Annotated in this window: 24 protein-coding genes and 1 pseudogene; 3 read left to right on the forward strand and 22 right to left on the reverse strand. The window is 43.3% G+C overall.

The features are described 5' to 3' along the window. Positions 1-2: 2 nt before the first annotated feature. The 21 genes from C0033_RS05655 to C0033_RS05745 form a co-directional block, all read right to left on the reverse strand. Positions 3-1088: an ATP-binding protein gene (locus C0033_RS05655; RefSeq protein WP_242984431.1), complete on the reverse strand. Its 1086-nt coding sequence runs from the start codon at positions 1086-1088 to the stop codon at positions 3-5. A gap of 163 nt (positions 1089-1251) precedes the next feature. Next, positions 1252-2016, reverse strand: a complete 765-nt coding sequence (locus tag C0033_RS05660) for a DUF5131 family protein (protein ID WP_347501040.1) — start codon at positions 2014-2016, stop codon at positions 1252-1254. Between the two features lie 39 nt (positions 2017-2055). Beyond that, on the reverse strand, positions 2056-2481 hold the full coding sequence (locus C0033_RS05665; RefSeq protein WP_103226902.1) for a GNAT family N-acetyltransferase: 426 nt from the start codon (positions 2479-2481) through the stop codon (positions 2056-2058). Positions 2482-2653: 172 nt separating this feature from the next. After that, the gene (locus C0033_RS05670; RefSeq protein WP_103226903.1) at positions 2654-3076 is read right to left on the reverse strand and encodes a hypothetical protein; all 423 of its coding nucleotides are present in this window, start codon (positions 3074-3076) and stop codon (positions 2654-2656) included. A gap of 165 nt (positions 3077-3241) precedes the next feature. Continuing rightward, positions 3242-4129 carry a phosphoadenosine phosphosulfate reductase family protein gene (locus C0033_RS05675; RefSeq protein ID WP_103226904.1) on the reverse strand — a complete coding sequence of 296 codons (888 nt, stop codon included), beginning with the start codon at positions 4127-4129 and terminating at the stop codon, positions 3242-3244. 294 nt (positions 4130-4423) lie between these two features. Next, on the reverse strand, positions 4424-6040 hold the full coding sequence (locus C0033_RS05680; protein WP_103226905.1) for an antirestriction protein ArdA: 1617 nt from the start codon (positions 6038-6040) through the stop codon (positions 4424-4426). Between the two features lie 49 nt (positions 6041-6089). Further along, positions 6090-6566, reverse strand: coding sequence for a hypothetical protein (locus tag C0033_RS05685; RefSeq protein WP_180994580.1), 477 nt, complete (start codon positions 6564-6566; stop codon positions 6090-6092). 94 nt (positions 6567-6660) lie between these two features. Continuing rightward, positions 6661-8310, reverse strand: a complete 1650-nt coding sequence (locus C0033_RS05690; RefSeq protein WP_103226907.1) for a recombinase family protein — start codon at positions 8308-8310, stop codon at positions 6661-6663. Further along, positions 8246-9232: a recombinase family protein gene (locus C0033_RS05695; protein WP_103226908.1), complete on the reverse strand. Its 987-nt coding sequence runs from the start codon at positions 9230-9232 to the stop codon at positions 8246-8248. Before C0033_RS05695 ends, C0033_RS05690 begins: the two co-directional genes overlap by 65 nt. After that, positions 9232-10842: a recombinase family protein gene (locus C0033_RS05700; protein WP_103226909.1), complete on the reverse strand. Its 1611-nt coding sequence runs from the start codon at positions 10840-10842 to the stop codon at positions 9232-9234. The genes C0033_RS05695 and C0033_RS05700 overlap by 1 nt, the downstream gene beginning before the upstream one ends. A gap of 74 nt (positions 10843-10916) precedes the next feature. Further along, complete coding sequence (locus C0033_RS26870; protein ID WP_180994581.1) at positions 10917-11081, reverse strand: SHOCT domain-containing protein; 165 nt, start codon at positions 11079-11081, stop codon at positions 10917-10919. 13 nt (positions 11082-11094) lie between these two features. Further along, entirely contained in the window at positions 11095-11493 is a 399-nt protein-coding gene (locus tag C0033_RS05705; RefSeq protein WP_103226910.1) for a recombinase family protein, read from the reverse strand. A 22-nt stretch (positions 11494-11515) separates the two neighbouring features. Beyond that, a complete protein-coding gene (locus tag C0033_RS05710; protein ID WP_103226911.1) occupies positions 11516-11860 on the reverse strand; it encodes a type II toxin-antitoxin system PemK/MazF family toxin in 345 nt (114 codons plus the stop codon). A 92-nt stretch (positions 11861-11952) separates the two neighbouring features. Then, positions 11953-12120: a hypothetical protein gene (locus tag C0033_RS26875; RefSeq protein WP_180994582.1), complete on the reverse strand. Its 168-nt coding sequence runs from the start codon at positions 12118-12120 to the stop codon at positions 11953-11955. A 658-nt stretch (positions 12121-12778) separates the two neighbouring features. Next, entirely contained in the window at positions 12779-13189 is a 411-nt protein-coding gene (locus C0033_RS05715; protein ID WP_103226912.1) for a sigma-70 family RNA polymerase sigma factor, read from the reverse strand. A 591-nt stretch (positions 13190-13780) separates the two neighbouring features. Beyond that, complete coding sequence (locus tag C0033_RS05720) at positions 13781-14479, reverse strand: response regulator transcription factor (protein WP_103226913.1); 699 nt, start codon at positions 14477-14479, stop codon at positions 13781-13783. A gap of 114 nt (positions 14480-14593) precedes the next feature. Then, positions 14594-15568, reverse strand: a complete 975-nt coding sequence (locus tag C0033_RS05725; RefSeq protein WP_103226914.1) for an SGNH/GDSL hydrolase family protein — start codon at positions 15566-15568, stop codon at positions 14594-14596. A gap of 18 nt (positions 15569-15586) precedes the next feature. Beyond that, positions 15587-17092, reverse strand: a complete 1506-nt coding sequence (locus C0033_RS05730; protein WP_103226915.1) for an MBOAT family O-acyltransferase — start codon at positions 17090-17092, stop codon at positions 15587-15589. Position 17093: 1 nt separating this feature from the next. Then, positions 17094-17324 carry a phosphopantetheine-binding protein gene (locus C0033_RS05735; protein ID WP_103226916.1) on the reverse strand — a complete coding sequence of 77 codons (231 nt, stop codon included), beginning with the start codon at positions 17322-17324 and terminating at the stop codon, positions 17094-17096. Next, positions 17251-18516, reverse strand: coding sequence for an alanine racemase (locus C0033_RS05740; RefSeq protein ID WP_103226917.1), 1266 nt, complete (start codon positions 18514-18516; stop codon positions 17251-17253). The genes C0033_RS05735 and C0033_RS05740 overlap by 74 nt, the downstream gene beginning before the upstream one ends. After that, positions 18517-20022, reverse strand: coding sequence for an amino acid adenylation domain-containing protein (locus C0033_RS05745; protein WP_103226918.1), 1506 nt, complete (start codon positions 20020-20022; stop codon positions 18517-18519). Positions 20023-20248: 226 nt separating this feature from the next. Here C0033_RS05745 and C0033_RS05750 point away from each other — a divergent pair, with 226 nt between their 5' ends. The 3 genes and pseudogenes from C0033_RS05750 (at position 20249) to C0033_RS05760 (ending at position 23697) form a co-directional block, all read left to right on the forward strand. Beyond that, positions 20249-20920, forward strand: a complete 672-nt coding sequence (locus tag C0033_RS05750) for a phosphatase PAP2 family protein (protein ID WP_103226919.1) — start codon at positions 20249-20251, stop codon at positions 20918-20920. Between the two features lie 776 nt (positions 20921-21696). Then, positions 21697-21912: pseudogene (locus C0033_RS27405) on the forward strand (phosphoadenosine phosphosulfate sulfurtransferase); the annotation flags it as partial. Positions 21913-21993: 81 nt separating this feature from the next. After that, positions 21994-23697, forward strand: coding sequence for a S8 family peptidase (locus tag C0033_RS05760; RefSeq protein ID WP_103226920.1), 1704 nt, complete (start codon positions 21994-21996; stop codon positions 23695-23697). 603 nt (positions 23698-24300) lie between these two features. On the opposite strand, the gene C0033_RS05770 is transcribed toward C0033_RS05760, so the two are convergent. After that, on the reverse strand, positions 24301-25764 hold the full coding sequence (locus C0033_RS05770; RefSeq protein ID WP_103226921.1) for a GntR family transcriptional regulator: 1464 nt from the start codon (positions 25762-25764) through the stop codon (positions 24301-24303). Between the last annotated feature and the right edge of the window lie 157 nt (positions 25765-25921).

Consider the following 25921-nt stretch of genomic DNA (forward strand, 5'->3'; position numbering starts at 1 on the left):
AATTAGTCTCCCTTCTCTGCTTTAGAAATTCCTTGAATCTTTCTTAATGGAATTCCCAAGTTTTCATTCATTTCCTTATGTGTTGCTCCAAATTGTAAAAGATACTGAATGTAACTATCTTCGTTGTCAATATTATGAAACCGGTGAAAATATATCTCCTTCAAAACATCCGCAAAACACAATGTCGCTTTTTTTCTTATTATATTCTCGCGTATCGCATTATTAACTACTGTCTTTATATCCGAGTGGCTCAAACCTGCAAATGCTTTTTCAAGTAATTCAATCTTCTTATCATACCCTACAATGCTGTTTTCGTAATTACCCAGTAAAATATTAATAAGTTTACCGATATCTTCTGCTTGCGGTTTATCTAATGTAATTACTTTTGAAAATCGTCTCCATATAGCAGGGTCCAGCAATTCATGATGGTTTGTTGCTGCGATCAATATGCTATCATTATTCAACCCATCAATATTTTGAATTAAGCTGTTGACAACTCGTTTTAATTCCCCCAGTTCATTTTTATCATCTCGCAGTTTAGCAATAACATCGAACTCATCTAAAAATAAAATACATTCACGTTTAGCTGCATAATCAAATATTTTTCTAATGTTTTTCGCAGTGCTTCCCAGCAGTGAAGAAATTAATCCGTCTAATCTTGCTGTTACTAATGGGAGTCCCGTTAATGTAGAAATATATTGAGCAACTGTTGTTTTCCCACAACCAGGAGGACCATATAGAAGCAATGAATTTGATAATTCTATACCAGCTTTTAAGAGACTATCTCTTTTCTTATAACACTCTACAAAAGAGGATATCTCCTCTTCTGTGTACTTACTCAAAACAATTTGATTAATTGATATCTGGGGAGCTGTTATCTCAACTATATCCATTCTGCTTTCCGTATCCACTGGTTTAGTCGCAAAGCTGTCTAATGCCATTAAACTTCCTTTTTTCTTAACTATAGCATTACGAATTTTTTTTGAAAGGGCAACTTCACCTTCTTTTTCCAGATTATTCGCTAATACCTCTGCATAATTTTGTACTTTTTCTTTATCTCCAATTAAACCTCCCTCAATAATTTTCACTATTTCGGTATACACTTATCATCACTCCCTCTATCTCTTTCATGTTAATATATTACTTCTTTTTGTTATTAAAGTCAACATTTTTGTTATTATATTTTTGTTTTTAGTTATTTTTTATTGCATTATCGTTTTTATCGTGACGCAATTGCCATCTCGCAACTTCTCATATTTTAATATTAATAGCACTTCTATAATTCACCCTGGCCTTCTGCGCCTGACTCATCTGATCCTTCCGATCTATCAGATATATCTTAGTCCCCTTCTTGAACCTTGCCCCAGTCTGCTTAAACCAGAAAGGTACATCATATTCCACACACTGTTCCATGGAATCAAGTATCCAGGCGAAGTCGCAGATTCTTGCATCTGGTCCGGACTCTCCTCCGCAGGTAACCCCTTCTATCTTTCCTGTAGCCAAATACTTCCTGATATCAATCTGTTCCAGCATCGGCTCATGAATCACAGTCCGATGTTTGATCGGCAATTCCAGAAAAACAGGAAGACGGTAGTCGGCCCGGTTTTGATTTTCACAAGTACAGCAGATCGTCACATTCTCATATCCGCTTCCCCAGTCCCCCGGTAATTCCACCTCAAATCGGTGTATACGTTTGGTAATAATAACAAAGTGCAGATCGCTGCGCCTGCGAATGATATCCCATGCTTCCGCACGCCACGCATCTGCCTCATCCAGAAAGAAATCAGAGGTCATGCAGGCATACACGCTCTCACCATCCGGCTGCAGCTTGTATTCACCCTTGCGGTTACGTTTTATTGGCATATCAAAGCTGGAGGTACGGGTCACCATACTGCTGTCCTTACCAAATTCAGCGTCCCTCCGATATACATAACAGTTTGCACAGCCTGGGCTGATTTTTTTACATCCGTGCCATGGATTCCAGGTTGCCATATCACCACCTCCGGTTTCCTCCATCAAATACGCCGGGAGCGCCTTTTTTCTTTCATCAAGCCCTTATTGTCCGTCCTCATAGACCATCAGGCATTCCCTCTCTCCGGTTTCTTTTTCTGTCATTCGCTCCCGGACCTTGAACCCCTCTGCCAGATAAAAGGCCATTGCCCCTGTATTCTTTTCAAACACATGCAGGGACAGCCTCTTCTTCTTTTTCACCGTTTCAATCAGCTGATGGCCGATTCCCTGTCCCTTATGTCCTATCGCTACAAAAATCCCGGCAATGTATTCCGCATCCATTCCGATGAATCCCAGAATTTCTCCCCCCGCCTCGTATACATATACCTCTGCATTGGGCAACACTGATTTTACGGAATCGAAATTCTTCTTCCAATACTCTGCATCTATAAATGAATGAGCTTCCAGATTTCCCTCCAGCCATATGTTCATAATCTTGTCTAAATCCCGAAATTCAAATAGTCGAATCATCTCTCTGCCTCCTTACCTCTTCTCTCTATTATATCGGACCAGCCTCTATCACGCAAGCCCCAGAAGAACATTTGTTCGTTTTGTAAAACTGTTGGATATTATGTACCCACCAGAGCCTGGTCATCATTATCATAATCCGAGTTGATTTTCTGCGGTCTTGTTCCTGCGCCTACTATCTCATGGATATATCACTTAGCCCAGGCTCCTCGTTCTCCTCGACAGAAATATCCTGACAAAGCGCCGTCTGCTGATGCTCTTCCGTCTCTTGTTCCGGCCCTCCATCAAGAAAACCTCCTAACTTGTTTGGAACATAATCAGACAGCCATGTGCCTCCAAATGTCCCATAACTGCGCAGCCTCCATATCGCCAACTTTCCGACATTGATTTTCACATCCTCAAATGGAAACAGCAGGTTGGTTAATCCATCATGGCAAAAGGACCTCACATTTTTAAACTTGGTCCCTTCCAGTAAGATATCTTCCTGCGCCAATAGTCCATTGATCCCATCCACCCACTCCTGTATATCGCCTGCGCAGCCCTGCAAAATCAGTCCCTCCGTTTTCATTCGACGTAACTCATTGATTGTGATCTCCATGAAACTCCTCCTTCTATTTTTATGATAGCTTGATTCTTCTCAATTTCCCTGCAGCTATCGTTCTATACACCTGATTGCTGGTACTATGTATCCATCGGAGTTCGGGCGCTGTATCAGACTGCCTCCGCTCCGATGGCTCCGCGCCATAAATCCTATTCTTCTCTGCTATGTTCCATTTTCTCCCTGCCATTCCGGCAGATCAAACAGATTGATCTGCCCCTCAACCATACCCTCCTCCATCCACCACGAAAACACATCGCCTGCTGTTTTCCACTTTGTTTTTACTCCGCTCGCATGAATGGCCTCCAGCATTTTCCCAAAGGCCCGGATATAGGCCCGCTCATAGGTCGGAAACAGGCGGAATTCCGTCCAGCGGTTCTTGCCTGCTATCGGACAGCCCAGACAGCCGACCCGATGAAATCCCATATCATAAAGCGGATTCACAAGTAGTCTTTCGCAATGAATGTATTCCCACACATCCCGGTCTTCCCAGTCTACAATCGGATTGCAGATACGTTTCCCCTTCACTGCACAGTTCTCAAACAGCCTCCGATTCTCATCGTTGTCATTATTCAGGATGATTTTCTTATTTGGATCTTTTGTGAAATTCTCAAATACACCGCGATTGTTCTTACGTTTTGTACTTTCCGCCCAACGAACCCCGGTTGTTATAAACCGATCCCGACAGTAGTTCTCCTTAAGCACCTGACAGCAATACCGCTGCAGCCTCGTAGGGGGGAACTTCTTCATTGGGATCAGGGTCCACATCGTTACCTGTTGCCCTTTATAAGTAGGATAATTCACGCGGCATGGAACCCCGATCTGTTCCAGTTGTCTGAATATCTCACGAACATAATAGATGGTTTGAGGAGCATCAGCGGTGGTAAGATTGTGTTGGATTTCGTAAGGAATTCCTGCTCTTTTCACAATTTCCCGGCACACAGTGCTGTCTTTCCCACCACTGTCGGTTACCACCAATGGGCTTCCATAGAGACGAAGGGACATTTCGGACGCTGTCTTTACCCTTTCGATTGCCTTTTTCTCTAAATCCATTCAGAAAAGAGTCAGATATCTTTTCCCGGCCGGAACCCTGCCTCCTTCTTTTTTGTTCTCCTGCAAGAGAAAAAGGATACCGGTTTCAACCAGTATCCCCTTGGGCAGCCAACTGTTTTATTGTATTATTGTCCTTAAATGTTTCCTCACCTCCTCTCCACAGAAAATAAAAAGCCGCTGGATTTTGACCAGAAGCTCTTTTTCATAAAATCACACCCGTATAAAATGATTCAGTGATTGGTATCCTTGCATCTTCCCGATTTCTACCTCAGACGGTTCTCACACTGCTCACACTCATCCAAGCGCCGGCCCAGACTGGAATCCCTGTTTGAATTCCTCTTCTGTCTTGATAAACAGATTTTCATTATTATCCCGGTCCCAGAACCCCACAAAGAGGTCGCCCCGCTCCAAGCGGATTGGGCGTTCCATCAACTGCTCTCCCCAGCCGATCTCTGCTATCTCCTTCCACTCTGCCTTGAGCCCCTCCATTTCCCTGTCCGTCAGTTCTCCATAAGTCTTAACCGTCAGTATGCCCCAGAGCTCTCCTGCATACTCCGTCACCCCCGGTACCATGGAAGCGACTCTGCGTTTTAATACTTCATTATATATGGATTCCCCCAGCCCCCGGCTATCGTAGTCCAATAAGCTCTTGGTGATTTTCTGTTCCACCATATCCTGATAGGATATGGCTTCTTCCCCACTCAGCATCTTCGGAAGGGAGGATTCCCGGTCATGCCAATATCCGGCTAAAGTCAGGGAATTATAAAGACAGAATTCCCGAATCTCTCCCTCTGGCTGATTCAGCGCATGTGATCGGTTAATAACAGGTCCATAGGAGGTCCGATAAGGGCCTGCTCCATTTAACAAGTCTAATCCATACTCGCGGAACCGGACACAAGGCTCCAATTCCTTCGGTATCTGTATATGGTGAAGGTTTAATAAATAACGTGCATAGTCATCCGGCTTTATGATATCATCCGGCAATATCTCATAATCTGCATATTCCCGAATTACCCGGCAAGTCTCATCGATGGTTCTGGGGGCTTCCGCCTCCAGGATGGCCAACAGCTTTCTCTGTGACACTTCCATCCGGTCGGCCAGCTTCCAGATCTCCCATGCCACCTGGTTGAGTTCCCCAATGGAACTTAGCGGAGGCAGGTATGCATCCAGATAGGAAAGTTTACTGGACACATAGTAATCTGTCCTCTCTGCCAGATGGTCCAATTCCCGTCGATTTCCTTCCTCTTCCAACTCTGATTCCTTCATTGGCAGCCCGAATCGGTGATTCTCATAGCGTCTTGTATTGGATGGTACACGCACTTCAAAAATCATGCGTCCGTACCGTACTGCGTCCTGGTTTTCTTTCTGGCTCAGATCTGGTTCTGGTTTTTTCCTCTGTAACAATCCATAGTCTGTCATAACTTCATTGGAAGTCTGGTTCAGCCTTCCAAAATACTCATAATCAAAATACTTCTCCAGCTCCAGCGGAAGGTGAAGGTTCATTTCCTTCATTTTATACAGGCCAAGCTGATACATGTTTGTGATATCATTCCTCCACTCAAATTCATCCAGATGGTCAATCACTCCCATCACTTTCTCTATCGTATCTGGCTGCTCCATCTCCAGTGCCGCATTAAACAGAAGCTGTTCCCCATCCCTCCAGACGTTGATCTTCTCTGCCAGGGAATTGAGCTGTTCAAGATGCCCTTCGGAAAAAACAGATTCCCCTCTCAGACATTTCGCAAGTTCCGTAATCAATTTCATTTCTGCGACATCTCCAATAAATGGTACCATTATTGATGGATGCATCTGTCTGAGCTGCTCATACACCTGCCTGGCTGCTTCCTCCGTGGCAGGCAGTTCCAGCCAAATTCCCTCGTCCCAGTTCTCTCGTTTCACCAATACTTCCATCCACATTCCTCCTTATAAACAATATGATTGAATCGTAGTTTCACAGATATCAGAAAAGGACATGATCTGGAAGCGCATGGCTGTTCTGGAGTTGGGCCTGCCTTTCCTCCAGACTCTGGAACATCCCCAAATATTCATTGACTGCATCCACCAGTTCTTTGCGGTCCTCTTCTGTAATATCAAAATTCCATACCAGTTTTCCTTCTGAATGAATGAGTGCCGGAATGATAGCACTGTCATTCTTTTGATTCTTCCCAATGACATCCATCATCAAAAAGGTTATCTGATCCACCATTCCATTCGTCCGTTCAAACACAGATACTTTTATATGAGGATAAAACTCTCTTCCTGAAGTGTTATGGAACTCAATCTTTCCGATCAGGCCATCCCCAATTCTCCCCATGCAGGTCCTGCCAAAAAATTTGGTTTCACTCATGGCAATCCTATTTTCAAACAATCGTTTCAATTCATCGATATGTCCCATACAGTATCCCTCCCTCTTTTCTTTCCATCTGGTTATACGCATTGCCAACAATAAAGTCCTCAGCTCCCATGTCTGAGGATTTTATTGTTAACAATGGGATAATCGGCGGCAGGGCTTTTCCCGCCCGCCGCTCGCCTTAATCGTAGTAGTCGATTCTCTGTGTCATCACAATCCCGGATCGGAATTGGATTTCTATTTTGTCCTCACTTACCACCGCTATTCTTTCCAACAGGCTTCGGACCAGTTCATCGTCAAATTCTTGCTTTAAATAGTTGACTTTTTTCACGTATCCATCCAATCCGGCTTCCCGTTCCTCATAGGATTCCGCCAGCTGCTTTTCTCTCTGTGCTTTCAACCGTTCCTTTTTCAGTATCTTGATCTGATTCGTGATCTCCTGATAAACCCGGTCGAACTCATCATCCACACACTCTTCTCTGGCGCTCCTCTCAATCAACTGCAACATTTCCTTCTGAAGCCGTTCGATCGCTTCATCATACTCAGTTGGCTCTACGTCCTTTGCATAGCTTCCAAAAATCCGGATAACATTCTCTCGGAAGGCTTCCACGAACTCCCCGTCATCCTCGATGACACTGTTGATGGCCTGCATAATCGCCCCGTGGAGCGTCCGTTCCTCCAGAGTTGGGGAATGTCTGCACCGCTTGGCTCCCTGCTTCAAACGGCTGTCACAGCGCCACACCGGCTTCCTGTTTCCGTTTCTCACCCAGACCTGTCTGCGGTAAGGCTGCCCGCATTCCTTGCAGTACATGATATCGGACAGCACATACTTAGAGCTGTATTTACTCTTTATGGTCGCTCCCTTTTTCTTTGCCGGCCGGTAGATGTTCGCCCGGCGCGCCTTTTCTTCCTGTACCTTATAAAATAGTTCTTTGGGGATAATCGCTTCATGATTCCCCTCGATATAATACTGAGGCACAAGCCCTTTGTTGATGACCTTCTTCTTGGATAGAAAGTCCACTGTGTAAGTTTTCTGCAGTAGTGCATCTCCCATATATTTCTCGTTGGAAAGCATCTTGTCAATGACGGTTGCATGCCATGTGTTCTTCCCCGTCACAGTCCTGACTCCCTCTTCCGTCAGGATTTTGGCTATTTTCATACTGCTGTTGCCCTCCAGAAACATTCGGAAGATCCGGCGCACCAGCTCTGCCTCCTCCGGAACAATCACAAGGTTGCCGTCTGCATCTTTTGTATAGCCAAGGAACTTTTTGCAGTTTACATACACGACTCCGTTTTCAAACTTTCTCACATATCCCCAGTGTACGTTCTCACTTAAATTCCGGCTTTCCTCCTGAGCCTGGCTGCTTAAGATGGTGATCAACATCTCCCCGCCGCTTCCCAGGGTATCTATGTTCTCCTTCTCGAAGAATACGGAGATGTTCCGCTCCTTGAGCTTTCGGATATAAGTGAGGGAATCCACCGTATTTCTGGCAAATCGGCTGATTGATTTTGTGATAACCATATCAATTTTCCCTGCCATACAGTCATCAATCATTGCCTGGAAATCATCTCGTTTCCGAATCATCGTGGCACTTTTTCCATCATCTGCATAGATGCCTGCCAGCGTCCAGTTTGGTGTGTTTTGGATCAGTTCTGTATAATACTCAACCTGTGCTTCATAGCTGGTCGCCTGTTGTTCTTCCAGGGTACTGACGCGGCAGTACGCCGCTACCCGTTTCCGCAGAAGCTGCGGCCGGATGCTCCGGTCATACTCTTGTTTCGCTGGTATGACCGCGATATTTTTCTTTACTGCAGCTGCAGTTCTTGCCATGGTTTTTCCTCCCTTCCTGATAATCAGCCGCCTGGATTCCCAGGCTGACTCCGTTGATAAAGATGACCTGAAGGATTCCATCCTCCTGAACCACCATCTTTTTGATGGCCTTCTGGTAAAAATCCGGTTGAAATTCCTCTATACTTCCATACTCTTTAAGCGCAGCCTTCAGCTTTTCCGTTTGATAGAAGCTGTCATGGACTACCGCTGACTGGTACTGTGCCTTTGCCCGTTCATATATTAAGCGGATTATCTCTTCTGCCTGATATTCTTCGCTGTCATTGCACCTCTGTATTTCCCGTTCCAGCTTCAACACCTGCCAGGCCGGTTCCCTTTTTTCCTTTGGTACTTTGTCAATAAAATCCGGGTGGCTTACAAGAAAGTCCACCGCGCTCAGAAACGCAGCCTGAATCTCTTCCTCAAGCAGGGGGATATTCCGGCAATGCACCGCATGGTTCTTAATATACTGCTTGCATCTCCACCGGGTCTTCTCACCCGGCTGATTGCAGTGTTCGATATATTTTCGGTAAGGCTTCCCGCAGACGCCGCAGTACACCTTCCCGGAAAATACGGTTTGTTCAGCAAAACTGTTTGGATGGATCAGACGGCCCAGATCTTTTCTTTGCATGTTTCTGCGCTCCTGTACCGCATCGAACAGCTCTGCTTCGATGATTGTGGGATAAAAGTCATCCCCCAGATACTTCCGGTTTTCCAGAACTCTTCCTACCCCTCCGTGATGCCACTTTGGTTCATGATTGGCATTTAATACGCCCTGTTCAGTAAGCTCCTTCGCTATCTGGTATGTAGATTTTCCTTTTCTGTAGTCTGTAAAAATGATTTGGATCGCAGTGGCGGAAACCGGTTCAATGACCGCATTCCCATTCTGTATGCGATATCCCAGTGGTATGTGTCTCTGAGCCATCAGCCCACCTCCTTTCTATCGGTTTCTTCCAGCTTCAATCCATTCTTCAGTTGAAATTCCAGCCGCTTCTCCGGATAAACCGTGACCTGTTCAATGATCAGGCGGAACAACTCCTCATCAAACTGCTCGATGATTGACGGGCGGTTTTTAAAGATGCTGATCAGGAATTCTGTCTGCCGGATTTCCCATTCATACGTCCTTTGCTCCCGGAGGTTCCTCTGTCTGCGCCAAGCCGTCTCCAGCTCCTGATCCAGTTGGTTGCGTCTTTCTATAAAAACAGCAGAGCCCATGCCGCCTTCGGTTAATACCTTGCGTAGCATATGACTCTGCTTTTTCAGTTCCTGTATTCGATTTTCCAGTTCCTTCATTTCTTGTTCCATTTGCGGATTGCTCCGTATTGTCTTTAAAGCGGCCAGCATAGGATACAGGATTTCCTCATAATTCGTTGCCAGCCGATTCCACAGCCGGATAAAGCATTCCTCAATGGCATCCTGCCGGACCGCTTTCTGGCTGCATTTTCTGCGGTCTTGTATATGCTGATAGCAGCACCACTGGACCTTCTCATACGGTTTTCCGATGTAAATCTTCTGTCTGCGGAAGTTGGTCCCGCATTCCCCGCAGACAATCCGGCCGCTGAATGCATACCGGCTTTGATAGACGGACACGTCCTCCGAGCATTGTCTCTGCCTGCGGTATTCATAAATCTGCCGCACGGCCTCCGCTTCTTCTCTGGTAATGATCGGCTCGTGATCATCGGTGATCAGGTATTGGGGCAGTTCTCCATGGTTGCGCTTTCGATTAAAGGGGATTACTTCCGCAGAAAACGTCTTTTGCAGAAGTAAATCCCCTTCATAGGCACAGTTTTGTAAAATTCCCTTTACGGCGCTGTCCATCCACGCCTTCCCATTCCGAACGGTTGGAACCCCATCCCGCTCCAGTTCTTTTGCAATGGTATATGATCCTTTTCCTCCCAGGTATTCGTTGAATATCCGCCTCACAACGGCAGCTTCTTCTGGGTGGAGGATCAGATTTCCATTCTCATCCTTCTGATATCCATAGGGCGGGCAGCTTAAGATAAATGTTCCATTTTTAAATCTCCGGACCGTTGACCACTTATTATTGGATGAGATGCTCTCCGACTCGCCCTGTGCAATGGAGCTTAAAATGGTAATCAGCTGCTCGCTGTCCTCTGATAATGTGTTAACTCTCTCTTTCTCGAAGTATACCGCAATTCCCATTGATTTCAGTTCGCGGATGGCCTGAATGCTGTCTACCGTATTCCTGGCGAATCGGGTGACGGATTTGGTAATGATCATGTCGATCTTGCCCAGGCGGCAGTCCTGCAGCATCTGATTAAAATCATCGCGCTTTATGGTCTTGGTACCGCTTCGCGCTTCATCTGCGTAGATACCGACGCATACCCAGCCTTCCTTCTCTGCAATCAGGCGGGTGTAATAATCGACCTGAGATTCAAAGGAATTTTTCTGGTCCGCACCATCGGTACTCACGCGGCAGTAGGCGCATACCCGAACGCTTGGCACTTCATGGGGTTTCAGTTTCTGGCTAACAGGCTCAATTCTGGTGACTATTTTTACTACTTTCTTTCCCATCTTGTTCTCCTTTCTCCTGAACGGTTCTCCTGTTAGCACAAGACAATACCACACTTATCCGAAGATAGCTAGTATTAACTGGCATATACTTTTGCTAATTCCGGAGAAAATGTTTCCCGGTTCAGACGGTCTATTTTACGGTACTCTTCTTCCGTGATAAAGCCCGTTTCCAGCATCCGATTTAACAGCCTTCTCGCTATGCTGTAATGGACTTCCCTGGCTTCCCTCTTCTCGTTCATAAGCCCTCCTGTATCATTCAGATGTCTGTTGAATGTTATTCCCAGTCTTCATGGTTTCCTCCAGAGTGGAAAGTTCTGCAAGCATCCCCTGGTCCGGTGAATACGTCCGAACACCAAAGGATTGAAGGAATGCTCCATAAGCTGCCGTCTTTTTTAAATCGAGGCTGATTCTAAAAGAATCCATCACCAAAAGCGAATTGATTTTTCCTTCCATCACCGCATCCGTCAGGGCCTTCAGCCCCGGACGGTCCAGGCTATAGGCAGCAGCCAGATCCTGGGAATGGCCCACCACCTCAAATCCCATCTTTTCTGCATATTCACAGAGCTGCTGATCCTGATGCTTTAAACTGCCATGGCTGTCCTCCGGCGCATCAATCCGGGAATATGCCCACGCTTTTATCGATTCACTCATAGATACCTCCTATTCCTCACACTCAAACAAGCCCCAGGCTGACAGCAATCGCTCCATCAACCGAGTGCATGATCTCCGACTCCAAATGCCCAATGTATTCCTTCAAACGGGACCGGTCAATCGTCCGGATCTGTTCCAGAAGCAGGATGGATTCTGCTTTTAAGCCGCTGTAATTCGGATTCAGTGGTACATGGGTCGGCAGGTTATGCTTGCTGCTTCGACTGGTCAACGCTGCTACAATCACCGTTGGACTGTGTAGATTCCCCACGTTGTTCTGGATAATTAACACGGGCCTGACGCCTCCCTGCTCACAGCCAATCACCGGCGTAAGGTCCGCATAGTATAAATCTCCTCTCAAAATTCTCACGTCTTTTCTCCCTCACTTATCCTCATGTTCAGAAATAAAAATCCCCTCACTCATGTCAAGCAAGGGGCCTGTCTGTCCTATGTAGTTTTATCTTAGTTCATCTGGTTTCCGCTGTTCCAAAGGCTTTTACTCTGTTCCTTCAAAAACGCCTCCCAGCGCTGTCTCACCTTTGACCTCTCCGGTTTACAGCCTCCTTTTGCTAACTGCGCTGCATTTCCGGCTCTCATGTATTCCATAGCTTTCTTCTGTTTTTTCTCCATTTGGTTACTCCCTTCCACTCATCTTGTTTGATTCGTACCACATCATATCGTGACGTTTGGAAAACAGCTATCACCAAATGCAATAAAGATGTGCTGCCATCTTAGCCAATTTGCCGAAACTATTGCTTCCTATTTAAATGCATTCATGACGGCAGCTTAAACAATCAGCTGCCGCCACAAATCTGACTTTAACTATCGTACTTGTTCTTCATTTCTATTTTTACTTTGTCTGCTCCTGTTCGGCACACCTTCCCGGAGCCTGGCAGTCGATTACAACCGGTCACGGCAGACCGTCATGGGATTCTAACCCCGGCCAGGTTCTCCGGCCGCCGCCCTCATTGCGTGATCCCCTGGTCAAAGGGGGCTGTGACTGGACGGAAGTATCATGATAGGCGGTTCAGGTCATTGCGGGATAGCCCTGCCACAGGCCATTTTCAGAACAGATCCTATTCGCTCTGCACCTTTGATGTTATCTTATTGACAGAATACTAGAGATCCTGCAGGTGGTCTTCGCGTATCTTTCTGCGCCGCTTTTCGCTTTCGCGCTGAACAGCTAACGTATCGTAATCGCTGGATATGCAATTTTCAAGGAGCAACAGGGACTAAAAAAGCCCCTTCACATCTATTAAGGAAAAAGTGAAGGGGCCTACAACCAAATTTATTTAATTATTTCGCGAAGTTGTTTTAACAGCTTTTTCTTGCGCTTGCTCACGGCTTGCTGGGAAATATGGAGCCGTACTGCCAGTTTCCCCTCGGAAGTACCCTCAAAGAATAATTCATCAATTAATAGCCGCTCTTCTACGCTCAGTTGATCCAGTGCAGCGTATAACCGCCTGATGTCTTCCGCCCGTATAAGTTCCTCTTCAATGCCGGGAGCATACCGAACCGCTTGAAATTCAGCATTTACCCCTTCCTCCTGAAACCGCTCCAGCGACATTTCTCTCTGCTGAACCACTTTCTTCTGATATCGTTCCGCCTCGCGCGCCTGATGATATGCCTGATAAACATCTTTGCTTACTTCCACCCGCATCTGTTTTACAATAATCGTATAAATCCTTTCTTCTGCCATATGGCTTGTCCTCCAATTTTTTCAAAATGCGAAAATGAAGAACAAGCATGGCGGTGATCGGCACCGCGGCCTGAAAATAGATGCAAAAAAGACGCATTGACTGGCTTTTAAGCCCGCTAATGCGTCCTTCCATATGTTTAGTTCATGTTTTTTATGATTTAGCAGTTCATCTTTAATCCCACACGAGATTGCTGGAAAAAACTGATGTTTTCTTAAATCACCATATTCCTCCAGTTTATGAATAAAGTCTAATATCGCTGCTTTGAATGTGCAGCGGCGCGGAACTTAACCAACGCAAAAAAATCCCCCCAGTTAAAAACATGTCTGGTGGATTCTCTAATACTTTGCACGCAAATAAATTCCGCCAAACACTGCTTTTTTTTGACGGATTACTATGTCAATTGAATATACAGTTGTGCTATATTTGAAACGATTATAAAATGAAGGAGGGGGGATTTAGGGGAATCTTTGGGGAGAATTAGGGGAGAATATCGGAATTTTTCGACAAAGATGCTAGGAAGAGAACCTTCCCAGCATTCAGACTTTAGATAGGCACATTATTTTTAATCGATTAATATGAAGAATATGTTTCTATTTGTCATCATCAGAAAAGCGATAACCGATTCCCCAGACATTTTTAATATAATCTATATCCGAGACCGTCAACTTTTTTCGTAGCGATTTTATATGGCTTTTTACAGCCTCATCAACATTATAACTTTTTTCATTATTCCACACCTGATTGTACAACTGCTCTCTACTCAAGACCTGGCCTGCATGACTTGCCAAGCAAAATAAGAGATCGAATTCCTTGCGTGTAAGGTTTAGCTCCTGTCCTTTTAGAGTTACTCTTCTTCTCTCTGGATCAATCATCATATCCATGCCAAATGCCAGTGTATAACAACGATCCTTGGGGGACTTTAAACCAACATATAATTCCATAAGCGATTCCGCCTGCGCAAGGCATTCTTCCAGTTCATATGGTTTCTCCAAATAGGCATTTGCACCTGCCTGGTATGTAGATAGTTTTGTTTCCTGCCCTGATTTTGAAGACAAAACAAGAATTGGAATCGTTTTAGCTTCTCTCATGATTTTGAGTAGCCTTTGACCGTCAACTTCAGATAGAGATATGTCCATAATTACAAGGCAATATTCTTGTTCAAGAAATTTCTTTATTCCTTCTGCAACAGAAAAAGCATAATATACATCTGTTGTGGAACTCTGCAATGCATATTTTATTTGTCGGCAAACATTTAAATCATCGTCAATTATTAAAACCCTTTTTTTCAAAATATCATCTTCTCTCCACCGTTATAGGCTCATTATATTCACAAATATCTATAACATTATCAATAACAAAGATCCTTTTCATTGCGCACACAACAATATATTTAATTTTACTATTTAAAAGTCTCCTATCCTTACCGGTAGCTTACCCGTTATTTCCTTATACTTTTTCCAATCCCGATGCCAATACTGAAACATCTGATTCTCCCGGTAATCTGATAACGCATAATTTTTTTTCAGATATGCACCGAGATATTCCGTCACCTTTTTTGCCCCATTCATATTCAAGTGATCTCCTCCGTCCATCGTGTCAGTTTTCCAATTTATTTTCAGCTCCTTTTCCATAAGATTGAAATCCAGATATGGAACACCTTTTCCCAACGCGTATTCATTCACCTCATTATGCCGTTCATAGCTCCAGTTCAGAGGAGCTGGAACACCAATCAGAAGGACCTCTATATTATTTTTCCGGCAAAGATCCAAAATCCGATCCATCCAGAATCTTACCATTGGTTTACTCCTCTCCTTTTTATCAGTTTCCTCCATATATGGTCCACCGGTATATGGTTTCGTTTCATCATGATAATTATATCCCTTTAAGGGATTTCTCTCCGTTTTGGATGCTACATCACTTTGATTGAACCATGCCTTCCATCGGTTATGATATTTAAAAACAGGAAAGTAATAATGTGCAGCATTCTTTATCACATGTTTTAGTTCCGTCTGTATATCTCTGCAATGGTAAAACTGGTCGGTTTCCAGAACTACCAATTTGGGGGTCTGTGTTTTCAATACTTCTTTCAGCCAAAAATATGACTCCATGGTTCTCTGCCCCGACTGTCCGCAGATATAGGAAGTAATTCCATGAGTTTTCCACAATTCCATGGGCAATACCCCTGTCTGTATTTCACTGTCCCCCAGAAAAAGAACCTGCAGGGTCTGCGCCGGCTCGGACAGCACATTGACTGCATGAATATCACGACTTTCCACACCGCTTTCCGTTGTATATGTTTTAGGTTTCACAAGCCTGACGCTCCACGACAGCAGACAGAAGAACGTGAAAAAAAACAACAGGCTTCTAATATATTTCAAAGGATTTCTTCCTCCTGATTAAAAATTCGCGTATATTAGTTCTACTGGCATATAGCCAACGCCATAAGCCCCGAAGAGGCAAACGGCCATCATTACACTGTAATAAACACTCCAGCGCAGCGGCAAGGGGAGTTGTTTTATGTCCCGGCGCACATCCCGCCCTTTTTCTTCAGCCAAACTGACAAAAAAGACAATGGCTAGAGCGGCTCCTATCAACAGATAATCCCCTCTGTCCAGACCCAGGGTCAGCAAAGTCCCGTTCCAAAAAGACGACAGGTGAAACTGTGTAAAAATACGTGCAAACATCTGCAAGCCAATTCGCAGACCTTCGGCCCTGAAAAACAGCTCTCCAATCACCACCAACAGAAATGTCCTGCCAACCTGAAACAGATGATAGAGGGCAGGCGACTGATCCAGCTTTAAAAACCGGCATAGTTTTTCTGAATATGGACGCATGGCTATGGACAGAGTAATCAGCACAAAATAATAGAGCCCATAAAATATATAGCTCCATCTTGGTCCGTGCCATATACCATTGCAAAGCCATACTGGAAACAACCCCAATGCAGCGGCTGTTACCTCCCCCCAGTGCCGGTTATGTTTTCTGGCAGTCCTTGACAGCCTTCTTACCGGTCCACACATGGATACCGGATAAAATACATATTCTTTAAACCAGCTTCCCAGTGAAATATGCCATCTTCTCCAGAATTCTGATACATTCTTTGAGAAAAAAGGGCGTCTGAAGTTTTCCGGCAATGTGATTCCAAATATTTCACCGGTGCCAATCACAATATCCATACAACCGGAAAATTCCATATATAGCTGTATTGTATAGGCAACGGCTGCCACGCCGATTACTGTCCCGTCATAATTTTGATATCCGTCATATACAGTTTTTACCAGGACATTCAGTCTGTCTGCCACCAGCATCTTTTTGAAAAGTCCCCAAAAGATTCTCTGAGCCCCTGCTGCCAGCCTCTCCATGGTAATACTGCGCCCTGCAAACAGCTCTCTTCCCAGTTCCCCATAGCGGCAGATTGGCCCTTCCATAATAGTCGGAAAAAAGGAAAGAAACAAAGCCAGCTTTCCGATATGCCTCTCTGCCGGTATTTTTTTGTAGTAGATATCTATAAGGTATCCTGCTGCCGATAAGGTATAAAATGAAATCCCAATGGGCAGAATCATGGTCTTCAATGAGAATGGCTGATCTGATGTTATAAAACTGAAGATACGGTTTCCATTGGCGGCAAAAAAGTTATAGTATTTCATATATGCCAAGTTTTCTATCAGCAACAGGATACAAAAAATCAGAAACCCTTTCCTTTTTTCAATCAAAAGACCTGATAAATATGTAGTTATGGTTGCCGCTATAATATAGATGATCAGTGTGCCGCTGATACAATAATAAAAATAATATCCAAACAGCAGCAGCACATAAAAGCGGTATTTCACCGGCATAAGCTGATATGCGATCATAGAGGCCGGAAAAAAAAGAACCAGATATAATGTTGTATGATACGCCATATTACCGTTCTTCCTTAAGCCGTTCAATCATTTGCCACATGGCTCCGGCTGAATTGAAATTTTCTGCTACGATATCCGCAGGAGATATGCGGATATGATAGGTATCCTCCAACTCTGCAACTAATTCCAGGATCAAAAACGAGTCAAGGATATGGGCATCAATAAGAGCTTGCTCCTCCCTGTAATTTACATCCGGTTCCAACTCCTGCAATATTTTCATTAATTCGTCCATCTGTCATTTCTCCTTCCAAAAACGGTTTATAAAACAAGCTGGTCAGTAATGACGGCCTGAATTGAATCAAACCGGCCGTCTTCCTAAACACAAGAATTCCGGGCAGCTCCCTGCTGAGAAACAGCGCCATCCCTTCTGTGATCGAATAAGCTCCCATCTTTTCAAAAACTAACACATCACCTCTTTGGACTTCATTCAGCCACATATTTTTTGCAAGCACATCATTTACCGTGCAAAGTGCTCCGCATACATTCCAATAGGCTCCTTCACAGCTTTTTCTGGGAAGCTGCCGATAGAACGGAAGCTTCATTCCCATAATCTGGCCGTCATAATGCATTTGATGGATACCGCCATCCACAATGGCATAAGAGGCATTTCCATTCTGTTTCAGTTCCTGGATGGTTGTCACATAATAACCGCATGTAGCCGTTAAGCTTCTCCCAAGTTCCAGGGTGATTGTTCCCTTAAAACTCATATTTTTTGCACACATTCTCAGTTTCTGGAAGGCCGCTTCCACTTCCCATTCTTTCTGTTTCTGGAAATATTCCACAAACATTCCTGGACCGTACTCCATTTCATCCAGCTCTATCCCATACCGGTTCTTGAATTCCTTGTAAATTCCATTCAGATAAAGCAGTTCATGTGTCATTAGGCTCACATCCGTTTTCTGTGTTCCTGAAAAATAATGCAGCCCTGCTATCTTTAAATATGGGTGATCAAGACTCTCTATCAGTAATTCCTCCACCAGACTGAGCTCCATGCCAAATTGATTCCCGCTGGTCAGCCGAAGCAGGACACGAATATTCTTTTCATATTTTTGAGCTAATTCGGAAATCAGCAAAAACTGCTCTTTCGATTCTGCTGTAACAACTGGCAGCGTCATCTCTTTTCTGAATATCTGTTCCAGTTCCTCTTTCTTTTTTAACACTCCGGACAAAATAATTTTCTCCGGCTTAATTCCCTGATTTCTGCAGATATCATATTCCCCCGCCGAACATGCCTCAATCCGATTTACCCGGTCTGCCAGTGCGGCAACCAGAAAGGGATTTGCTTTCATTGCATAGCAAATATTGATATCTTCCCCTGACAGTTTCCTAATCCGCTCCACATTCTGGATTAATTCATCAATATCAAACAGATAAAATGGCGTTTTATATTGTTTTGCCGCCTCCTGTAAAATCGCATCCGTCATTTACACGTCTCCTTTCCAGGTTTTTAAATATTCCCTGTCGATCTTTCCATTTTTATTTAACGGCATACTCTGTAAGTTTACAAAATGACTTGGCAGCATATATCGCGGGAGTCTCTCCTTCAAGAGTCTGCGCACCTGCCCATTTTCTGCTTCTCCTACATAAAATACCGTTATATCTTTTCCATCGTAAATACAGCAGGCCTGCCATATCCCAGCCATTAAACTGCATTCATGTTCAATCTCCTCCAGTTCAATCCGATGCCCCATCCGTTTAATCTGAAAATCTTTTCTTCCGGTAAAACATAAATTCCCCCGATTATCATAAAAGCCTAAATCCCCTGTCCGGTAGATTGTCATTCCTGCATGGCTTTTGACAGGACTTCTGACAAATCGCCTGCTGGTCTCTGCCGCATTGTGATAATAGCCATCTGCGAGTGTTGCACCCCCGACACAGATTTCACCAAGTATACCGTCTGCCATAACTGGCATATCATATTCATTTAAAAGAAAAACATTCCGCTTTGCAAAGGGAATCCCTATGGGAAGCGGCACATGTTCCGGCTCCCGTCCAGTTACGCGGTAGAAAGTACAATTGCAGGTAACTTCTGTTGGGCCATAAAGATTAATAAATTCTGCCTTTGGAAGTGCGTTCCGCCATATCTTCAACTGTTTTTGCGGCATCACTTCCCCGCTGAACATGACACGGCGGATTAGCCCCGGAATCTTGTATTCAAATCCCCTCATTCCACTGACTATGCAAAGAGCAGATGCTGCCCAAATTAAAATTGTAACTCTCTGTTCACAGAGATAGTCCAGCAACAACGCCGGTTCCGTAAACATTCTTCTTGGTACCAGAACCAGTTTGGCTCCGGTAATAACAGACAAATAAATATCTTTTACCGATACATCAAAATCAAGCGGTGCCTGATTTCCCAATATATCATGGTGGTTTACCGGAAACTCCTGACAAAAATCTTCCATAAAATCAAGAACCGCCTGATGGCTTACAACTACATTTTTCGGCGTTCCTGTGGAGCCGGAAGTGAAAATCCCATACAAATAATCTTTGTTCTGAATCCCTGTGATCCTCTCATTTAGCACAGCCATATGGATTGGTTCTGCTTTGGCTTTTTCTATTCCCAGTAGATTTCCCTGAAATCCCGCCAATATCAGACGCTTCTTCAGCCGTTCATCCACAATTGCCGTATCGGAATCAAGTACCTGAAGCATTCTTCGGATTCGTTCATCTGGCAGATCTGGATTTAAATAGACGTAAAAGCATCCTGCCGATATAATTCCAAGAAAAGCTGCAACCGCATCGGCACTTTTTTCCATGAAAACCGGTATCGGCCTTCCTGCAATGCTTTTCTCTGCCACGGCCGAGGCAATATGCTGTGTCAGTAAATGAAGTTCACGCCATCCATAACAGTTCACACCATCATCTACCGCTTCCCGGTTCGGGAAAGTTTCCACGGTTTTGTTGAAGTATTCCAGTATATAATCCAAATTTCATTTTCTCCTCATATCATGTACTTCAGAGATGCTTCTCCCTGATTCCGATATCTTAGCAGTTGACCCTTAATCATTTCTGAATCAGTTCTTAACATTTCTGAACTCTGTCATTTAAGTTGTACATTCCTTAAAAATGCTTAAATAATCTTAATTCCGTGAAAAATTGTGCTGATATCATGTATGATTTTCTTCACAAGATTCTATCTTACGGAGGTCATACATGATAAAGAAGAAATTTACCCATCTTTCCCTGATTCCTGTACATATTTATTTGCCGCTTCTTGTGGCTTTCCTCTGGAATCAAATTGTCTACTGCGGTTCCAGAATGTTGATGAAGAACTATTTCCACTATGACTTAACAACAACGATGGATTCGTTTATTCCGGTAATCCCCTGGACACTGGCCATCTATGTTTTCAGTTTCATTTACTGGCCGTGTCAGTACATTCTTTGCTGCCGAATAAAAAAAGAGCACGCATATCGCTTTTTGAGTGCAGATTTTTTCGCAAAAACCATATGTCTTGTCTTTTTTCTGGTTTTCCCAACGACTAACGTCCGCCCACTGATTAGTGAGCATGGTTTTTGGAATTTGTCCCTTAACCTTCTCTACCGACTTGATGCACCGGATAACCTCTTCCCATCAATCCACTGTCTGATCAGTTGGCTGTGCTATGTGGGAATCCGCAGACAACAGCAGCTTCCTCTGGCCTACCGATTGTTCGTTCTTTTTATGGCATTAGCTATATGCCTCTCTACCCTTACCACCAAACAGCATGTGATTCCTGATGTGGCTGCCGGTATTCTGCTGGCTGAGTTCAGTTACTGGTTCGTCCATTATAGTCATTTGGATCAGTTATATGCGAATTTTTTTACCGGAATCAGACGCAGCTGATGAAAGAGATTATCATGCTATAATGCATAGATACAGCAAAAGGAGAACTGGCGAGAGTGGTTCCAGCTCTCCAAAATGTCTAAATGAATCGCCACCTATCACAGCTTTCTAATTTCGAGAAAAGCAACAACCGTATCAGCACTTTTTTCCATGAATACAGGTATTGGCTTCTCTGCCACGACCGAAGCGACATGCTGAGTCAGTAAATAAAGTTGATTCTAATCATAACAGTTTTTTCCATCATCTACCGCTTCCCGATTCAGAAATGTTTCCACTATTACTCTCTGATACCGATATCTTAACAGTTGGCCCCTAAACACTTCTAAACTCTGCCGTTCAAGCTGTATATTCCTTTGGGCCTTTGTCGGTATCTTTCGCAGTTTTTCGTTGTTCTTTTTACGCCGACCTCTATAACAGTCAGTTTAGATGAAAGATACTATGGAATTTTGCAGGCGCCGGAAAACTATGACAGGCCGCACACGGAATAGTGGATTTTTATAAGATAGATTACAGGCAGTAAAGCCCCCACCTCTTAAAGAAGTTATCATTTAACTCCGATCCGGATAACGCATAAGATAGTGACATCAATGTAAGAACTGAGCCGCCTAAAAGAAGCGTAGTTACTTTTTTTAGTATAGTTGTCATCAGAAATAAACACAAGAGAAAATGATAAGCCAGGAGATTAAGTCGATGGCAATATTCTCTGTTTTAATCACACCGAAACGGGATAACAGCTTTTGTATTATAAGTGATATCAAAAATGTACTGATACTAGGTACAAAGATACCTGCTGGATCAGCAAACAATTTAAATATGTCTGGTGTGCCTCACCTTTATATGATTGGACAATCAATGATGTGTGGCATACCAATTATTTATTTAATTATGATTATAACCATCTATATGATCTTTATTATATGGCAGGTCTTAAACCGTTACAAATACGTGTGGCTTCCCCGTTCAATGACTATGCTAAGGACGCTCTGAATCTATAATTAATAACACGAAAGTTAGTTGGCATATGGGCATAAAGCCATTAAAGTTACATATATTGTAATAAAAATTGACGGAGTATGGGAATGACTGAAAACTGCAGAGAAAAGATTGTCTCAGAGAAATATGTGGATTTTATATGGAAGTCTAGTTGGAGTCCCAATGGCTTGGAAAGTTTTTTACCGGAAGTTTGCTTTCAGATGATAAATGATTTTTATGATATATATTATGTATCCAGAGAATATCTAGAAACAAGGTCCAGAACTGATTATGAATATGAAGTATTTCCCAAATTATATGGATTGTTGGAAAATGAAAGTCTGGAAGCTTCACGTATACTGCAAATACAAAACCATCCAGTATTGCAACTAAAAGGAGCAGGTGTGATTTTGGGTTTTTTGGATACCGGGATTGACTATACCAACTCCTGCTTTCGAAACTCGGTAGGAAAGAGCCGGATTCTAGAAATCTGGGATCAATCTATTCAGACGGGAAGCACACCGGATGGAATTGACTATGGCAGTATTTATGGACGGGAGATCATCAATCAAGCGTTGGAAAGCGATATTCCTTTTTCTATCGTTCCCAGCAGAGATGAAATAGGACATGGAACACAGCTTGCTGCTATAGCCGCTGGAAGTCTGGATAAAGAAACTGGCTGGATTGGTGCAGCCCCTCTAGCAGATATCGCAGTTGTGAAGTTAAAGCCTGCGAAAGGATATCTGAAACAATATTTCGGTATAAAAGAAGATGTGGTTGCTTATCAGGAAAATGATATTATGCTGGGGCTCCGGTATCTTCATGAACTGGCTTTGCGGGAAAGAAAACCTCTTGTGGTCTGTATCGGTTTGGGAACTAATATGGGAGGGCATGAAGGGACTTCTCCCCTTGCTTCTTATATCAGTGCCATTGGCTCCCGTGTGGGGCGTTGTATTGTAGTGGCAGGAGGCAATGAGGCAAATCAAGGGCATCATTTTTATGGAATATTGAAAGATGGGCAGGAATATGAAGATGTAGAATTTCGAGTGGCAGAAGGGGAATATGGGATTACAATGGAACTTTGGGGAAGTTCACCGGATGTGCTGTCTGTTTCCTTAATCTCCCCGACAGGAGAAATGATACCCCGTCCTTCTGCTAGAAGCGGAAATCAGCGGTTTGATTTTATATTTGAAAGGACAATCATATACATTGATTTCCAGCCAGTGGAAGCGCAGAGTGGAGATCAACTTATTGTAATCCGCATGTTCTTTCCTTTGCCAGGGATTTGGCATCTGAGGGTATATGGAACTAACGTGCTCCGTAGAATTTTTAATATTTGGCTGCCCGTAACCGGATTTATAGCGGAAGGTACGAAATTTTTAAGTTCAAATCCAGATATTACCTTGACTGGACCTTCTAATGCAGAGATTCCTATTACAGTGGGGGCTTATCATGTACTGAATAAAAGCCTTTATATTAGTTCTAGCCGAGGCTTTACTAGGAGAGGAAGAATCAAACCAGATCTGATAGCTGCAGGGGTAGACGTGAAAACGATAGGTCCAGGAAACCGTTCTGTGTCCATGACCGGAACCAGTATAGCTGCTTCAGTGACAGCTGGGTCAGCAGCACTAATCTTGGAGTGGGGTATTATAAGGGGGAATTGGCCTACCATGAGCAGTTTAGAGATTAAGCAACTTCTTATCCGAGGGGCCAACAGAAGCAATAATGAGCTATATCCCAACCGTTCCTGGGGTTATGGAACTTTAAATCTATACAGTGCTTTTGAAGCCCTGACAGAATTTTAAAGCATGCAGCATTATGGTGCTCAATACTGCTCTCAATGCAAAAAGAGTACCATTGTGAAAAATACGCTTATATTGATGATTTTGATTCCTTTAAAACACACAGAAACCGAAAATCTGATATGGAAAAGACCAAACGATTTGGGATAGACACTTATAATGCAGAGCGGCAGAAAAGGCAAAAATTCTGGAGATTTTCTTGTCGGGCTAATAAGAAAAAGGGATAATTGGAATATGCTATGATTTTTACACATGAATCATTGCTTATAGATTATCTAATTTTCTCTTCCCCAGTTAAAACTTTTGAAAAAGCGCCACATATTTTCTGCGGTGCTTTTTCTTTGTAATTGATTGCAAAGGTTTTGGAAGCCTTTGTATTTTATGATAAATAATAAGTTTTTCCTTTTTCTGTCTTCATGTATGAAGATTTCAGCGTTCTAACGGAATGCGTAGCCATTGCCAACGGCAATGATATCAGGGGGTTGGAGACATGTCACCAACAAGCATTTAGCAGGACTTCCGGGAACGGAAATCCTGCTAAATACGCAATTTTACGAAAGATTGCATTGCCAGCGCGAGTATTGTTCCGAATTTAGTACAACAGCACTAGTATTTTTCTGGCACCCGAATACTAGCTACATGATAAAATTTATATTTTTCTATCATATGCTTCTTCATACGACTCAAATTGTAACGATAACAATCTGCTATGCCATCCGCAAAGGAATCTGCATTACCTTCCCTTAACTGTTGAAGCGCAAGAATGACTTGCTTGTTGAGATGTGAAAGTGTATGTTTCTTGGATGGATAATAAGCAAAATGGTGTCCCCATTCAAGAAGATGATTGGTTTCAGACAATATAACATATAAAGGTTCTAACGTGGTATTTCTCATTATGGCTTTCAAAATATCCGACAAATAAATAGAGTCAGAAGAAGTAAATCTATCTGCCAACTCGTCCAGTTTTTCTTTAGTAAACTGTGGAGCAGCAGCTAAAGCGGCAGGACGAATAATCAGTACCATTAACTGCAAAGCGTGAAGGTAACGTAGTGCTTTTTCTACATATCCGGAATTAAGAGCCAGCTGATGAAGTTTCGTATCATCCGGTTCTATCACTATAGTACCTTTACCATTTAATGTCTTTACGAAACCTCTTTGCTCGAGTTCTGATAATGCCTTTCTGACCGTCGATATAGAGACCTCATACTGGTTGGCCAGTTGTTTTTCATATGGAAGAAACATTCCAACAGAATACTCTCCAAGACCGATTTTTAGATTCAAGTCATCAACAATTTTTGAGTAACAATAATCCTGACCACGCATGGGATTCCATGAAAACCTCAAACCAGTTTGTGAATAACATTTGGGGGTGGCCTCTGACAGATAATTTAAGGTGTTTTCGATGAATTCCGTAAGTTTCTGATACATATTTGAGAGCAGGTTGTACTTTATGTGTGGATCATCGCCTTTTAAGACATCTGGAATGACATTGGCTACAGATACCGCTTCCTGTGAAAAATGCTTAGAGAAGTAAGTACACTCCTCTGTAAAAAATGTAAGTTTATTATAAAGGCCAAACGTAGAGTAGAGTTCGCTGAATAGGGAATTACCGCCTATTCTTAATATCTCATATCCTAATTTAGAGGGAGGACGCCATCCACCAGCAGTATATCCTAAACGCAATGCTTTCACAGCCTGTTTATAGTAAGGCAGTACCTCCACATCACATCCCTGTAAGGAAAAAACCAAAAGTGAAGGCAGTATTAGGGCAAAAGTTTGATATACCTGTAAAATACATTCCTTTTGTTTTAGAATCTCAAAAACAGTGCTTGATGAATTACAGGTATCTTTTGTTGAAATAACAATCGGTGCAAGGCGAGGCTGAATATCAACCAGTCCTTCCGCCCTCAATGCTTCGAAAACACGGTTAATCGTATATCTGCTAACATGGAATTGTTCGCAATACATCCTTGAAGATGGCAAGGCATTTCCATGAGGTATCTGTCCATCTAAAATACACTGCTTAATTTCATTATATACAAATTCAAATTTTGTCTCTTGTGGTTTCATAACTCGCCTCCTATCTGTCTGATTATATCATGGTGAGTTTGGTTTGTCAGTATAAAAAACGTTTACCTATTTGCACACCTTACCAATATGGATGTTGCCAGTGTATAAGGATGACATTTATAATGAAAATGCAAATTAATAGGAAAGAGTTTAAGTA

It is taken from the genome of Clostridium sp. chh4-2 (assembly GCF_002899675.1).
GTDB lineage: Bacteria > Bacillota > Clostridia > Lachnospirales > Lachnospiraceae > CHH4-2.